The sequence below is a fragment of the Flavobacterium sp. F52 genome (assembly GCF_000278705.1).
Taxonomy (GTDB): Bacteria; Bacteroidota; Bacteroidia; order Flavobacteriales; family Flavobacteriaceae; genus Flavobacterium; species Flavobacterium anhuiense.
The window spans coordinates 72629-88408 of the sequence record NZ_AKZQ01000018.1; the positions used below are offsets into that span (position 1 = coordinate 72629).

The following is a 15780-nucleotide window of genomic DNA, read 5'->3' on the forward strand; positions in this document are numbered from 1 at the left end:
GGACTTTGCGGTAAAATATATGGCTTTTATCTATGTGTTAAAAATAATTTAGTCCAACGGGTCATATTTTAAATAAAAAAATCCCACTTCAAAAGAAATGGGATATAAAATAACCTCTGCGATGAGCTATTATAAACAGAAGCAATTTTTGACCAACATATAAACTAATTTATTCCTCCGCCTAAAGCTTTGTAAAGCAATACTTGTGAGTTTGCATTTCGAAGTTGGATATCAACAAAATCCAGTTCGGCCTGCAATTTATTTTTTTGTGCATTGATGATTTCCAGATAATTGGCATAACCGCTCAAATACAAATCGTTTGAGACGTTTACGGCAATTTCGAGATGATCAATTTCGTTCAATTTATATTTTAAAACGTCTTCATAAGCTTCGTTTCGGTGCAGTAAAGCACTTAACTCATTGAAAGCTGTGGTGACTGCATTCTGATATTGAAGGAATGATATTTCTTGTCTTCTGTTGGAAACATAAAATTCCTGTTTGATCTGTCCTTTATTAAAAACAGGAGCTGTTAATCCGCCCAGCAACTGCCAAGCGAAAGAACCTGCATCAAAAAAAGTGTTGAATGAAAACGAATTGAAACCTGCATATCCGCCTAGATTTACCGTTGGAAAAAAAGCGGCGCGAGCCGATTTAGCGTCAGCGTTGCTTGCTAATAATTCAAAATAAGCTTCAGATACATCTGGTCTTTTATGAATGATAGAATCTACGCTTATTTTTTGGTTTAAAACCTCCAAATGCCCTGCTAGAAAATCATTGCTTCGGTCAATTTTCCCTCCATATTCACCCAAAAGAGTCAATAAAGCTTTTTCAGTCTGATCAATGCTTAATTTTAGTTCTGAAGCTTCGGCGTGAATGTTATTGTTTTGTGCATTAAACTGCTGTACAGCCAATTCTGTAGCTTTTCCGACAGATCTTTGAGCCGAAACAATATCAAGGGCTTTTTCTTGTGTTTTCAAGTTGTTGTCATAAATAGCGGCTTGTTTGTCTAAAGCAATCAATTTGAAATAAAGATCTGCAATATCGCCCAACAGACGCGTCTGCAAAAGACGCATTCCTTGCTGAGAAGCAAAAAATCTTTGTTGAGCCGCTTTTTTACGATTGCTCAGTTTTCCCCAGATGTCGGCTTCCCAAGAAACTTTTGCTCCTAAAAATAGGTTAGGAGTAACATCTTCGTTTATTCTTTGTTTTTCGGTAATATTCTGAGAAAAGTTGGTATCATAGTTTCCAACACCTTCCATAGTGTATTTTCCGAAATGTGTTCCAGATGCATCTGCCACAAGATCTAAAGAGGGAAGAAGCGCCAGTTTTGCCACTTTTAAATGCGAATTGGCAATAAGAATTCTTTCCTGCATGATTAAATAATCAGGATTTTTGGCAATGGCTTTCTTTAGTAAAACTTCTAATTTTGGATCTTTAAAGAAGGTCTCTGTTTTTAACGGAATAAATGTTTCGGTTGAAGCTTCTTTTCTTTGAGCATCAAAATTTTCAGGAAGTTTTGCAGCGTCTAGTTTGTTGCTGACTTTTGGTGCAGAACAAGCGGTCAAAAGTAGAATTCCGGTTATTATAACGGCACTTTTGGTTGTCCTTATAAACTGCATATCAGCATTTTTATATTGATTTAATATCTCTTTCATTGTTTAATTTATTTGTTGAATCTTCTGTGTATTTTTTTATTTAACACATAGAAACATAGATTTTCTTTTTTTTGAAAAGGGAGTTGAAAGAAACTAGTTTCTAACACATAGCCTATGTGTGTTTATGCTAGTGAAACGCCTTTTTAGATTCTCTAAATTCTATGATTCTATGTGTTTAAAAATTATACATTAAGATTTACTCATTCGTTTTTCCAATTTTGCAAACAGTATGTAAAGCCCTGGAATAATTAAAAGCCCAAAGACGGTTCCGATTAACATTCCGCCCGCAGCTGCTGTACCAATCGAACGGTTACCAATTGCACCCGCACCAGAAGCAATACACAGCGGAATCAATCCTGAAATAAAAGCAAAAGAGGTCATTAAAATTGGACGGAAACGAAGTCTGGCTCCTTCAATCGCTGCTTCGACAATATCTCGTCCGAGTTTGTTTTGTGCCATGGCGAATTCTACAATCAGAATGGCGTTTTTGGCGAGCAGACCAATCAGCATGACGAGCGCTACTTGAGCATAAATATTATTGTCCAGTCCGACCATTACAAGTGCAATGTAAGAACCGAAAACTCCAACTGGAAGGCTTAAAAGTACTGGGAACGGAAGCAATAAACTTTCGTATTGAGCCGCAAGCAGTAAGTATACAAATAGTATACAAAGGGCAAAAATGTATATGGTTTGGTTACCAGACAAAATCTCTTCACGCGTCATACCTGACCATTCCACTTCAAAACGGCTTGGCAGTTTTTCTGCGGCAATTCTTTCAACAGCAGCAATGGCATCTCCAGAACTGTAACCTTCGGCTGGTTCACCGTTAATCATAGCCGACATGTACATGTTGTAACGCGTTAAAACTTCTGGTCCGTGAACTCTTTCTAATTTAATGAAAGTAGAAAACGGAACCATTTCGCCTGCATCATTTTTCAAATACATATCCAAAATGCTTTCTGGATTTTGACGGAATTGCGGACTTGCCTGAACCATCACTTTATACATTTGAGAGAAACGGATAAAATTGGTTGCATAAAAAGAACCTAACATAGTTTGTAAAGTGCTCATGGCATTATCTACTGAAATTCCTTTTTTAGCAGCCAAATCATAATCAATATGAATTAAATATTGCGGGAAAGTAGCATCAAAACTCGAAAATGAGTTCTGAATTTCTGGCGAAGCATTTAATTCTTTAATGAATTCTTTGGTTACCTTATCGGTATTGGTAATACTTCCGCCAGATTTATCCAATAAACGAAGCTCGAAACCACTGGTATTACCAAAACCAGGAACAGTTGGTGGTGCAAAAATCTCGATTTGTGCGTCGGTAATGTTTTTGGTTTTTTCGGTAAGTTCTGCCATGAATTCGGTAACCGAAATATCGCGTTCGCTCCAGTCTTTTAAGTTGATCATTCCCATTCCGTACGAAGCTCCTGCGATCTCGGTTACAATACTATAACCCGCAAGAGTCGTTACGTTGTCGACACCTTTAATTCCTTGAGCAATTTTGGTTACTTCGTCCAAAGCTTTTTCGGTACGTTCAACTGTTGCTCCTTGTGGTGTTGTAACACTTACGTAAACCATTCCCTGATCTTCGGTTGGGATAAATCCTGACGCTAAAAATCTAGTTGTTCCCCAAGTTAATACACAGAAAAGCACTAATAAACCAACGGTTACAGTGTTGCGATCAGCGAATTTCACTAATACTTTGATGTATTTTGAAGTAATATTATCAAACCAGTGATTAAATCTATGGAAGAAACGGTCTAAAAGCGATTTTTTCTCTTTGTTAGGATCGTGCGCTTTTAGCATAATCGCACAAAGGGCAGGAGTAAGGGTAAGCGCGTTAATACCTGAAATCACGATACTAATGGCCATGGTCAATGAGAACTGCCTGTAAAAAACCCCAACAGGACCGCTCAAGAAAGCAACAGGAATAAATACCGCGGCCATTACAATGGTAATTGCAATAACGGCACCTGTAATTTCTTTCATCGCGCTAATGGTCGCATCCATTGGCGACATATGTTCTTCGGAGATTTTTACGTGAACGGCTTCGACAACGACAATGGCGTTATCGACCACAATTCCAATGGAAAGTACCAAAGCGAAAAGCGTCAATAAGTTGATCGAGAATCCCATCATCGACATAAAGGTAAACGAACCAATAAGCGCCACAGGTACTGCCAGTACAGGAATCAAAGTCGATCTCCAATCCTGAAGGAAAAGGAAAACGACGAACGCTACTAAAATAAAAGCTTCAACCAAAGTTCTTAATACTTCATGAATCGAAGCGTCAAGGAAACGTGAAACGTCGTAGGCAATATTAAATTCCATTCCAGGAGGAAAAGAAGAGGCTTTCAATTCAGCCATTTTTTCTTTTACGCTGGCAATAACTTCAGAAGCGTTTGAACCTGGACGTTGTTTTAGCATGATTGAGGCAGAAGGTTTTCCGTCGGTTTTAGAAACCATTCCGTAACTCATCGCGCCAAATTCGATTTTCGAAATGTCTTTCAATCTTAAGATAGTTCCGTCTGAATTGGCTCTCAAAGGAATTTCTTCGTATTGTTTTGGTTCAAAGAACTTTCCGCCGTACTTAATTACATATTGCAGCTGATTGTTCATCTGTCCTGAACCTTCACCCACTTTACCTGGCGCGGCAGAAATATTTTGTTTTTGAAGCGAAGCAATCACTTCATTTGCCGAAATGTTATACGAAAGCATCTTTTGTGGATCTAGCCAAACACGCATCGAATATTCTTTCTGCCCCATGATTTCGGCACGTCCGACACCATCAATACGCTTTAATTCCTGAAGAATATTAATATCGGTAAAGTTGAAGATAAACTGCTCATCCTGAGTTTTGTCGGTACTTGTGATGTTCAAGTACATCAACATACTGTTTACCTCTTTTTCGGTCGTAACTCCGGCACGAATAACCTCTTCTGGAAGTTCGTCCAGAATCGTCGTAACTCTGTTCTGTACGTTTACGGCAGCCAGATCGGGATCGGTTCCTACTTCGAAGAAAACCTGAATTAAAGTCAAACCATCGTTGGAAGTTACGGTTGACATATAGGTCATTCCGGGAACTCCATTTATGGCTCTTTCTAACGGAAGGGCGACGGCATTGGCCGAAACCTCTGCGTTTGCTCCTGTATATTTTGCTGTAACGGTTACAGACGGTGGTACAATGTCTGGGAATTGGGTAATAGGAAGCTGCAACAACGCCAGCAATCCCAGAAGGACTATCATAACCGAGATGATTAATGACAATATTTTCCTTCTGATAAATAACTCTATCATTTTGAATGTTTTAGATAAATAATTAAATAACTGTTTTACAGGTCGATAACCTACATTTGTTTCATGTTGATTTTATCGCCGTCTCTCAATGATTGTGTGCCTTCTTGCACGATTAGGTCGTCGCTTTTTAGACCTTCGTTCAAGATATACACATCATCTAGAGTCGTTTCGATTGTAACATTCGTCATTTTAACTACTCCATCTTTGTTCACGCGGAAAACGTATTGTTTGTCCTGAATAGAAAAAACAGCTTTCTGCGGAATTAAAATTGCATTGGTTTTGGGTTCTGAAATAATGAGTTTTCCAGAAGTTCCATGTTTGATAAATCCTTGCGGATTGTGAAATTTTGCTTTGTATTGAATAGAACCAGTCTGTCTGTCGATTTCTCCGTCGGCAGTTCTTAATTCTCCTTTTTGATCATAAACTTGTCCGTTTGGCAACACCAATTTGATATCACCTTGCGTGTTTAAAGTTTTGTCTTCCATCATTTGGAAATAGGTATTCTCTGGAATTGAGAAATATGCGTAAACATCATCTAATTGAGAAACAGTAGTCAATAATGAACCGTTTTCTACTAAACTTCCTTCTTTGAACGGAATACGGTCGATTGTGCCGTCAAATGGCGCTCGGATAGTGGTGAAGCTAATCTGTTGGTTGATTGCTTTTCTTTCGGCAACTGCATGTGCAACTTTCGCGGAAGCGGCTTCATATTTTGCTTTAGATAATTCTAATTCTTTATCTGCAATTACTTTTTTATTAAAAAGGGTTTGAGCCTGTTCCAATTCTACAGTTGCAATTCTTAAATCGGCTTTTGCGCTTTTGTAAACGGCTTCTGCTTTTAGTAACTGAATTTGAAGTTCAACATCGCTTATTTTAAAAAGGATTTGCCCTTTTTTTACTTTTTGTCCTTCGCTAACGTAAACTTTATCCAGTAAACCCGGAATACGAACGTGAATTTCTACATTGTTTTTAGCATGCACATCGGCAACAAATTTGCTCGAAACTATGGTGTCTTTTAGGGTTACCTTATAAACAGGAACCGTTTTTATGTTGTTTGAATCTTTTTTTGCTTTATCACCGCACGAGACTAAAACGAATAAAGCCAAGGTGCATAAAAGAAATTGATTTTTATAAATGCTCATCATTAGGTTTAAATTTTTTGAATAAATAGACGTGCTCCCTGGATAGTAAAATATCGGGAGTCTGAATTTGGATTTTGAAAATAATAAGGCGTACGGATGCTTTTATTTGGAAAAGCACCGTTTTAGAGAAATGTTTTTATAACAATAGCAACTCAATCACATGCGTAAATGAGGTATTGTTCCAGAATGCTAGAATATAAAAACGACGAAATTTTGCAGCCTAGAAAAGTTGGTACAAATGAAGATGAGGATGCCTTTCGATATGGTATATTGAAGCTATACCATAGATTAAGCTTTCTTTATAAAGCTTGAAATTAACCAAATTGCTGAGATACGGAGCTTTGATCGTACTTTGTTCTAAAGTAGTCGCTCTGCATTTCATTTTCTTTTTGAGTTTATAATGAACTTCTAAATTCTTAGAAGAAGAAAAGTCCGAAGAAAAAATCTGCGTGTCGTCTGCCGCAACACTATCTAAGGTAATACAATTGCTGAAATGATGAATCGGCTGATACGTCTCGGTGCCTCTGAAAAAGCAAAGCAGCGATAGTAGGAAGATATATATGAACTTCATGGGTTTCATTCAGTGCAGCGGTAATTATAATCTTGTTCCTTAAAAAGAGGATTTATTTTGTTTAACGTGCGCCAAATATAGTAATTTGAAAAATAAGGTTTCTTAAAATTATTTTAAAAACCATGAGATTTAAAAATTTGATAATAATTGGAGTTGGTTTTTAGGGGATTGATTTTTTGTTTGGTTATAAGTTATGATTTAAATGTTTTAGACTTATGAGAAATTGAAGAAAAGTTGATATTTCCGTAGTAAATTTTTGGATTTAAAAACAATATATCTCTATACTTGTATTCGTTTTAAAGTCGGAGATTTTTTGAGGTTCAGTGCTTTTAAGAAGCGCTAGAGGTAACGCAAAGTAGATCCAGAAAGCTTTTGGGATCACGGATTGCAAATCCGCGCTATCAAGTGATGGTTGGAAATTTCTAGAGAAAGGTGGTGATGGATTCATCTCATTTACTACAGGAAACAGCCACCATCCAAATTCAACATATTAAAAAATACGTAAAGGTTCAATAGGTAAGTATAAGGTTGTAGGGGAACGTTATAGAGCAACAGCTAATGATAAATCAAGAATATTCTATGCAAAGAAAAGATAACGAGATAATAGGTGTCTATAAGTCTTTAGAAGATACATTAAAATTAATGGTAGTTCCAAACTGTATTAACATTGATGAGAGAAATCATTTAATTGAATTTAATTTAGAAGAATTAGAAGGAGATTTTTATACCTTTTTAAATCCTATTAATATTAATAAACTTCATTCAGAAAATTTGATTGACGATGAAGTTAGATTTAAATTAGAACGACTATTTGTTCTTATACAAGATATTGAGAGTAAAGATTGGAATAGTGATTCTTTTTTAACTAATCCAAAATGGCTTGTAATACATAATCTAACTAAAGAGATAGCTCAAATTTTGTCATAGTAGTTCAAATTGGTTATGTTTCAAGATTAAGAATATGAGATTTTAGATCTCTAATATATTGAAATAAAATAAATATCAGTAAAAAAAGTAATTTAGAGATGATAGTTGCTTGCTGTACAAAAAGGCTCAGCATTACAAAGAACTATTCCTAAATTAAACATTAGTTATGAGTATTAAATTTAAAAAAATAAATAAAGTTGAATTTAACAATAACGAGAACCTCCGCTCTGCAAAGAGTTCCATATTTGAATAGAAAAGCTGCCCACGCCCAGCTCTACAAAGAGTGCCATACTTGAATTGAAAAGCTGCGCAAATGTCTCTGACTTTGCGCAATTTTTTTTGGTCTCAGATATTATAAACCTGATAAAAGTCTCCGACTTTTTACGATTACTTCTAAAAAAACTAATAAGTCAGAAAAATCGTTATTTTTGAATAAAAAAAATCAAATGAAAGAAGGTTATGTTATTCGAGATCAAAAACTACCACATTTTATTACGCCGACAATTGTAGACTGGATTGATGTTTTTACGCGTCAATGTTATCGTGATATAGTTATAGAGTCTCTCGATTATTGTATTAAAAACAAAGGAATGATTTTATACGGTTACGTGATTATGAGTAATCATATGCATTTAATAATACAATCTGAAGATGGAAAACTGTCAGATTTGATAAGAGATTTTAAAAAGTTTGTTGCAAAAAATATTCTAGAAAAAATTCAAAATAGCCCTGAAAGCAGAAAAGAATGGATGCTGCAACGTTTTGAACTTGCAGCTGAAGGCCATCAGAGAAATAAAAAATATCAATTTTGGCAATACGGAAACCACGCAGAAGAAATTTATTCGCTAGAATTTATGTGGTCAAAGCTTCATTATGTACATTTGAATCCCGTGCGAGCTGGATTAGTGGCTAAAGCTTCAGATTATATTTATTCAAGCGCAACTAATTATGTAAATGATTCAGGCTTATTGAAAATTGAGAAGGCTGATAATCCAATAGTAAATGTGTTGGATCCGAAATCAATAAATATTTATGGCTTGTATTAGTTTTAGTTTTAAAGTCGGAGACTTTTTAGAAGTTTTTGTTTTTTTTTTTTTAGAAAAGTTATAAATGGCGCAAAGTCGGAGACATTTGCGCAGCACTAGTTAGGAAGACTTCGGAGAGCTGGGGGCATGCTAGTCTTGTGACAAAAATTCAATATCTTGAAGACTTTTCAAGATATAGATTATATTTAATGGATTCTGCAGGGCACAGTACAAGAGCAACATTTAATAATATTTATCAAATTTTTAGCGTATGGCGACCATAAGAAAAATAGTTTTAATATGTATGTTTTTTTTAGTAAACTATGTGGCTGGGCAAAATAGAAATGAATTGGTAAAAGAAAGGGAAGCATTTTTAATTGGAATGTTTAATCATTTCAGCGGAGATATATATATTCCCGAGCATCCGATACTAAAAAACAGATTGACATTTTTTCTAGGCGGCAAGGAAAAAATGCTTAAAATTTTTAAAGATAGCATTTCTTTATATGGACAAAAGAGTGGTTTTAAATATTCTTTTCAAGAGAACGATTTTCTGGAGTTGTACAATTTAAGTCCTTATAATCCCTTTGAAAAGTATTATAAAACAATTTACAAAAACGATTTTTATTCTGATCCAAAAGATGATAAAGAATATAAGATTTATACTCTTAAATTAAGTAGAAAAGCATTTAAAGAAAAAAAAGTAAAATTGTCATTTCTCTTAGGAGCTTTTTTAAACAGTGGCGCATCGATTTCTGAAGATGAATTATTCTACAGAGGAAAGTCAGAGTATATTGATTTTGTAATTAGTCTCTTAAAAGAGATGAAATTTTCAATAATAAAAGTAGAATTGCCTAATAAAGAAAATTTAGGCGGACTTAAAACAGTATTTTTTAAGCCATCAGATGAGTTTAGACAAATTTTAAAAGACTATGATGTATTAACTAACTAAAAAGTTTTCTACGAATAATAAACTCCGCTCCGTAAAGAGTGATAAGTTTGAATTGAAAAGCTGCGCAAATGTCTCTGACTTTGCGTAATTTTTTTTAGTCTTAGAATTTCTAAACGTGATAAAAGTCTCTGACTTTTTACGATGACATCTTAAAAAGTAAAATCACTCCAAAATACTGGAAGATTCCTTAATCTCAAAATCAGCATATTGCCAAGCATCATCAAAAGAGGTTTTAATTTGTAAAGCCTCTTTTTCTTTTTTCTGTTGATTTAAAGCATTATAAAGTCCGATTAGGGCGAAGCCGTTTTTTGGGAGCGTTTGTAAATCTTGTCTGTATACTTTTTCGGCTTCGGCATATTTTCCAGCTTTAAGTAAAACTGTACCTAAATAATGTCTAACGGAGAAAAACCAATCTGGCGGTTCGTTGTAATTTAACTGATCTTCAATTTCTATTGCTTTATTTAAAAGCGCGATTGCTTTATCCTTATTATTCTTTTTCGCTTCAACTCCCGCTGAAAGAACATTATTAGCAATCTGAACCAAATCATAAGTTGTATTGATATTCCAAATCGTAACCTCTTTTAAGGTTTTATCTTTGGCTAATTGGTTCAGAGAAGCAAGCTGTTTTTCGGCATTGGCGATATCATTTTTTCCGAGATAGGCCATTCCTCTTGCATAATGCCAAATCGCATTTGGATATACCAGATCTTTTTCGGGCTGCGGAATTCTCATAATTTCATCCCACATCGAAAATTTTATAGCGATGTAATAGGGAATGCTGTAATAATGCTGCAAAGTTCCCCAACCTGCTTCAAGCATGATTTTCGGGGACATATGCTGCTGTAATATTTGTGCCGATTCCCAAGCCAATTTTGAATTTCCTTCTAAAGCCGCTGTAGCCACCAAAAAATGATAATTGTGCGGATAATAGGCTAGAGGATAAGCGCCTTGTGCATTACAGGCAGTAGAATACAAACTATCAATTCGAACCGCTTCAATGTTGGAAAGTGTACCCTCATGATAATCTCCCGTACGAATGTAAATATGAGAAGGCATATGCACCAAATGTCCCGAACCCGGAACTAAAGTCTCCAGTAATTTGGCACTTTTGAGTCCTTTTTCTGGATGTGCAGAAGCTTCTACGGCATGAATCAAAAAATGATGAGCACCAGGATGTTTGGGATTTTTTTTGATTAACTCGTTTAAAACAGCCAATATTTGCGGTGTCCATTTTTTGAGCACTTCGGTATCTTTTTCATACAAATCCCAAGGATGGAGATTCATTAAGGATTCGGCATAGAGCGTGCCAATATCAGGATCTGAAGAAAATTTAAGATAGACTTTTTTCATGGCTGCGGCGTAAGCGGTATCCAATGGTTTTCTGTCCGCAGGAGGATTTTTAGCATAACGCACTAATAAGGCATCAATCATGGAAATTTCTTTCGGAGAACATTTAGCAGAAAGTTTTTTGGCTTTTTGGGCGGCATCATAAGCACGCTGAAAATTATCTTCTTCCATTCCCGCATTATAATTTGGACCTAAGACATAAGCAAAACCCCAATACGCCATAGCGCAATTCGGATCTAAACGCGAAGCTTCATAAAATGATCTCGCTGCTTCGGCGTGATTAAATCCGTAGGCCAGCATTAACCCCTGATTGAAATATTCCTGAACTTCTGGATTATTGGTTGTAATTTTAAACGTAACGCCTTCCAGACCTTTAAACTTTGGTGCTTTTTTGTTTTGGGTGTACCAATCCTTATCATTCGTTTTCGGAATATAACATCCTTGCGAAGCGCTGACTTTAACTGATTTGGGTTCTGTTTTTTTTTCTTTACAGCAAACAAAAAGAAGAAAAACCGCAATTAGGAAGTAATTATATTTCATTGCAAAATAGATTTGAAATTATATAATCAATGTAAAAGCTCGAAAGAAAAATGATGCTTATAATCTAATAGATTGAATCGGAGAGTATTAAACAAAATTAAATAAAAAAGAAATAGGTTTTTTAAATATTTGTTTTTCAGTGTTTTGTGGGCGGTTTTTGAATTGCTTTGAGCATAAAAGTTCTCTCGCAGATCTTGCAGATTTAAGAGATTTTTTAATTATAATATCTGCCAAATCTGCAAGATCTGCGGGAGAAAAAAATCAAAAAAATAAGGTCTACACTTTTCAGCATAGACCTTAAATTATATAAAAAAACAATTTCTTAGTTCGTTCCGGCAGCCACTTTATCTACTAAAAACAATAATTCACCCGAAACTGGTTTAATCAATTGCATTGGGTAAAGAGTCGGGTTGTATTCGCCAGTTGTCACTTCTTTCAAAGCGTGAACTTTCTTTTCGCCAAAAGCCACTACTACAATTTTTTCCGCTTTATTGATTAACGGAGCTGTAAGCGTGATACGATACATTTTCTGAGGAGCTAAATAATAAGCGTCAACCCATTTGGTTTGCTCCTCTAGAACTGCTTCGCCTGGGAAAAGAGAAGCCGTGTGTCCGTCGTCTCCCATTCCTAATAGAATCAGGTCAAATTTACCTTCTTCGCCTAAAATAGTTCTGATAGACTTTTCGTATTCAGCAGCATAATCTTCAGGAGTTACACCATCTTTGTACATTTCAAAAATATTTTCTTGCGGAATAGGCACGTGGCTTAACAAAGTTGAATAAGACATTTTAGCATTACTCAAATCATCATTTAGCGGCACCCATCTTTCGTCTCCCCAAAAAATATAAACCTTACTCCAGTCTATTTTATTTTTGTAAGCATCAGAAGCCAATAATTTGTAGATTCCCGCTGGAGAAGAACCTCCCGTTAGAACGGCTGTAAATTTACCTTTTGCGGCAATCGCTTTTTGAGCCGATTCTACAAAAAGATCCGCTGCTTTAGTATTAATTTCGTCGGTGTTATTGTATATCTGTACCATTTAGAATTTCTTCTTCTTTTTTAATGTTTTGTGTATTCGGAATCCATTTGTGTCCTTGACGTGCCAATAGTTCATCAGCTTCTTCTGGCCCCCAACTTCCTGCTTTGTAATTTGGAAAATTGGTTGGAGCAGTAGTCTTCCAAACCTGCTGAATCGTTTCAATCGCGTCCCAAGCTTCTTCTACCTGATCCCAACGCATAAATAGAGTAGGATCTCCTGCCAAAGCATCTGCCAATAAAGTTTCATACGCTTCTGGCGACATGGTCGAACAAGCAAAATAATCAAATACCATTTCAGCTGGTCGCAACGACATTGATAAACCAGGTTTTTTGGTCATAAACTGCAGTTTGATGTCCATATCCGGCTGAATATTAATAATCAGACGGTTTGGAGTCATGCCTTCTTTTCCATAAGAAAACGAAGAGTGTGGCACTGGTTTAAACTGGATAATAATGGACGACTGTTTTTCTTCCATTCTTTTTCCAGAACGCAGATAGAACGGAATTCCCTGCCATCTCCAGTTGTCTAGGTAAATTTTCATCGCCACATAAGTTTCTGTATTAGAATCTGGTGCAATGCCTTTATCCTGGCGGTAACCAGGAACAGGTTTTCCATTGATAGTTCCAGCGTCGTATTGACCTCTTACAATGTAGTGATCAACTTCTTCCGGTTTAATTCTTCGGATTGATTTCAGCACATCTGCTTTACGATTTCTAATATCGTCTGCTGCCAAAGAAGCAGGCGCTTCCATAGCGGTCATACATAAAATCTGAAACAAATGGTTCTGAATCATGTCTTTCAATGCGCCGACACCTTCATAGAATCCGCCTCGTTCTTCAACGCCGACTTCTTCCGCAACGGTAATTTGCACGAAATCAATAAAATTACGGCTCCATAATGGTTCAAACATTGAATTTCCAAAACGGAAAGCCAAAATATTCTGAACTGTTTCTTTTCCTAAATAATGGTCGATTCTATAAATCTGCTCTTCTTTGAAAGTTTGCGAAAGCATTTCATTCAACTCTATTGCAGAAGCTTTATCGTAACCAAAAGGCTTTTCAATAATAATACGATCCTGTTTGGCATTCGCCGCAAGGCCAATTTTCTTGATATTGCTCGAAATGGTCGAGATAAAAGAAGGCGTTATCGAAAGATAGAAAAGACGGTTTGAACGCTCGCCAAACTCTAAGTCAAAACTGTTTATCTTTTCGCTCAATCCCAAATACGATTCTTCTTTGTCGATATCAAGACTGTGATAGCTTATATGAGAAAGAAATTTTTGAGTTTCTGCATCAGAAAGTCCTTTTTTTCTAGAGAAAGTATTTAGATTTTCTAAAACATAACTGCGGAATTCCTCATCACTTTTTTGAGCTCTACCAAGAGCAATAATCTGAAACTTCTCTGCCATACGGCCATCAAGATACAGATTCTGAAAAGCCGGAAAGAGCTTTCTCTTTGCCAAGTCTCCGGTTCCGCCAAAAATTACAATAATTGTCGGATTTATATTTTTGTTTTTAGTCATTGTGTGTGGTTGTGTTGTTTTTTTTTAGTTGTCTTATTCAGCCCATTGGGTATGGAAAACGCCTTCTTTGTCGATACGCTCGTAAGTGTGTGCCCCAAAGAAATCACGTTGTGCTTGAATTAGATTTGTCGGAAGGTTTTCAGATCGGTAAGCATCAAAATACGCTAACGAATTCATTAATCCCGAAATTGGCAAGCCTTTTTGAACAGCAAATTGAATCACCGCACGCATTCCTGCTTGATTTTCGGTTAATTTTGAAGCGATGCTGCCATCTAAAAGTAAGTTTGGCAAATTTGCTTTTGCCACGTATGCTTTTCTGAAATCTTCTAAAATTGTCGCACGAATAATGCATCCGCCACGCCAGATTTTAGCAACCGTTTCCAGATTTAATCCGTAGTTGTATTCTTTAGAAGCGGTGTGAAGCTGAGCTAAACCTTGAGCATACGTAACAACGATAGAAAAGAACAAAGCCGATTTTAAAGCAGCAATAGCTTCGCTTGCGTTGACATCGCTTGGATTAGAATTCCAAACTAATTTTTTAGCCGCTTCAATTCTTTCAGGTTTTGTTTTAGACATATCGCGCATATTAACCGCAGCGTCGATTGTCGGAACTGGAACTTGTAAATCCATGGCGTTTTGCGAAGTCCATTTTCCTGTCCCTTTAGATCTTGCCCAATCTGAAATTTTATTGATTAAAAGACCTCCGTCTGTGTCTTCTTGCTTCAGTATTTTTCCAGTGATTTCAATCAAATATGATCTCAAATCATCAGTTTGATTCCATTCTTCAAAAGTTTTCTGAATCGTTTCGTCATCCAAGTTATAACCTCTTTTCATTAAGTCATAAATCTCAGAGATCAATTGCATGATTCCGTATTCAATTCCGTTGTGAACCATTTTTACGTAGTTTCCAGCAGAACCGTTTCCTAAATATTCCACACAAGGCTCGCCATCTACTTTTGCTGCAATCGCTTCAAAAATAGGGCGAAGTCTTTCATAAGCTTTTTGATCTCCCCCTGGCATCATAGCAGGACCGAAACGGGCTCCTTTTTCACCGCCCGAAATTCCCATTCCGAAGAAGTGGATTCCTTTTTCAGACAATTCCAAAAATCTTCTGTCAGTATCAGTAAAATAAGTGTTTCCACCGTCAATAATAATGTCTCCTTTATCTAAGTGAGGCAATAAACTTGCAATAGCGCTGTCAACTGGTTTTCCAGCAGGAACCAATAACATAATCGCTCTTGGCTGTTGAATAAGCTCTACAAAATGTTTGACATCTGTCGTAGCTTCAATAGTGTGATTGGCGTCGGCTTCTTGTTGAAGAGAATTGACTTTTTCGGTGTCTAAGTCTAAACCTGCAGCCGCAAAGTTATGGCTGGCGATATTTAAAAGTAAGTTACGGCCCATTACACCGAGCCCTACAATTCCAAAATCAAATTTGCTCATAGTTTTCAATTAACTAAATTATTAGAAGAAATGTTTTAGCAGCAAAAAGTAAGAGAAAGTATGGTAATTCTTTTTCATTCAATGTTTTGCAGCAAAACAATGGTTATTTTAATCTTACATTTCAAAATGTAGACCGCTAAGTTAGAGAAAAATGCTGAAAAATAAGGGGTAAAATCGTTCACTTTTGGTCTTTATTGTGATACTTTTTATGTGTAAAAATTACGCTTATTATTGCTATTTTTCAACTAAATCGTTGTAATACTGCTAATGCTATTTGTGAATACTTTTATTAGAAGCAGCTTCATGTTCGA

At 36.1% G+C, this 15780-nt stretch carries 11 protein-coding genes; 3 read left to right on the forward strand and 8 right to left on the reverse strand.

What is annotated here, in order from left to right; genetic code table 11:
- Nucleotides 1–164: 164 nt before the first annotated feature.
- The 4 genes from FF52_RS04655 to FF52_RS23340 form a co-directional block, all read right to left on the reverse strand.
- Nucleotides 165–1655, reverse strand: a complete 1491-nt coding sequence (locus FF52_RS04655; protein ID WP_008463394.1) for a TolC family protein — start codon at nt 1653–1655, stop codon at nt 165–167.
- Nucleotides 1656–1844: 189 nt separating this feature from the next.
- Complete coding sequence (locus FF52_RS04660; RefSeq protein WP_035690817.1) at nt 1845–4961, reverse strand: efflux RND transporter permease subunit; 3117 nt, start codon at nt 4959–4961, stop codon at nt 1845–1847.
- A 50-nt stretch (nt 4962–5011) separates the two neighbouring features.
- On the reverse strand, nt 5012–6106 hold the full coding sequence (locus tag FF52_RS04665; RefSeq protein ID WP_008463397.1) for an efflux RND transporter periplasmic adaptor subunit: 1095 nt from the start codon (nt 6104–6106) through the stop codon (nt 5012–5014).
- Nucleotides 6107–6323: 217 nt separating this feature from the next.
- The gene (locus tag FF52_RS23340; protein WP_008463399.1) at nt 6324–6674 is read right to left on the reverse strand and encodes a hypothetical protein; all 351 of its coding nucleotides are present in this window, start codon (nt 6672–6674) and stop codon (nt 6324–6326) included.
- 558 nt (nt 6675–7232) lie between these two features.
- Here FF52_RS23340 and FF52_RS04670 point away from each other — a divergent pair.
- From FF52_RS04670 to FF52_RS04680, 3 genes are all read left to right on the forward strand, one after another.
- Nucleotides 7233–7601 carry a hypothetical protein gene (locus FF52_RS04670; RefSeq protein WP_035690820.1) on the forward strand — a complete coding sequence of 123 codons (369 nt, stop codon included), beginning with the start codon at nt 7233–7235 and terminating at the stop codon, nt 7599–7601.
- A gap of 446 nt (nt 7602–8047) precedes the next feature.
- Entirely contained in the window at nt 8048–8647 is a 600-nt protein-coding gene (locus tag FF52_RS04675; RefSeq protein ID WP_008463401.1) for an REP-associated tyrosine transposase, read from the forward strand.
- Nucleotides 8648–9068: 421 nt separating this feature from the next.
- On the forward strand, nt 9069–9578 hold the full coding sequence (locus FF52_RS04680) for a hypothetical protein (protein WP_192811805.1): 510 nt from the start codon (nt 9069–9071) through the stop codon (nt 9576–9578).
- A 162-nt stretch (nt 9579–9740) separates the two neighbouring features.
- On the opposite strand, the gene FF52_RS04685 is transcribed toward FF52_RS04680, so the two are convergent.
- The 4 genes from FF52_RS04685 to gndA all read right to left on the reverse strand — a co-directional run bounded on the left by FF52_RS04685 (nt 9741) and on the right by gndA (nt 15469).
- The gene (locus tag FF52_RS04685; protein ID WP_008463403.1) at nt 9741–11465 is read right to left on the reverse strand and encodes a tetratricopeptide repeat protein; all 1725 of its coding nucleotides are present in this window, start codon (nt 11463–11465) and stop codon (nt 9741–9743) included.
- 322 nt (nt 11466–11787) lie between these two features.
- Complete coding sequence (pgl, locus tag FF52_RS04690; RefSeq protein WP_008463404.1) at nt 11788–12504, reverse strand: 6-phosphogluconolactonase; 717 nt, start codon at nt 12502–12504, stop codon at nt 11788–11790.
- A complete protein-coding gene (gene zwf, locus FF52_RS04695) occupies nt 12485–14026 on the reverse strand; it encodes a glucose-6-phosphate dehydrogenase (RefSeq protein ID WP_008463405.1) in 1542 nt (513 codons plus the stop codon). The genes pgl and zwf overlap by 20 nt, the downstream gene beginning before the upstream one ends.
- A 33-nt stretch (nt 14027–14059) precedes the next feature.
- Nucleotides 14060–15469, reverse strand: a complete 1410-nt coding sequence (gene gndA, locus FF52_RS04700; protein ID WP_008463406.1) for an NADP-dependent phosphogluconate dehydrogenase — start codon at nt 15467–15469, stop codon at nt 14060–14062.
- Nucleotides 15470–15780: the final 311 nt, after the last annotated feature.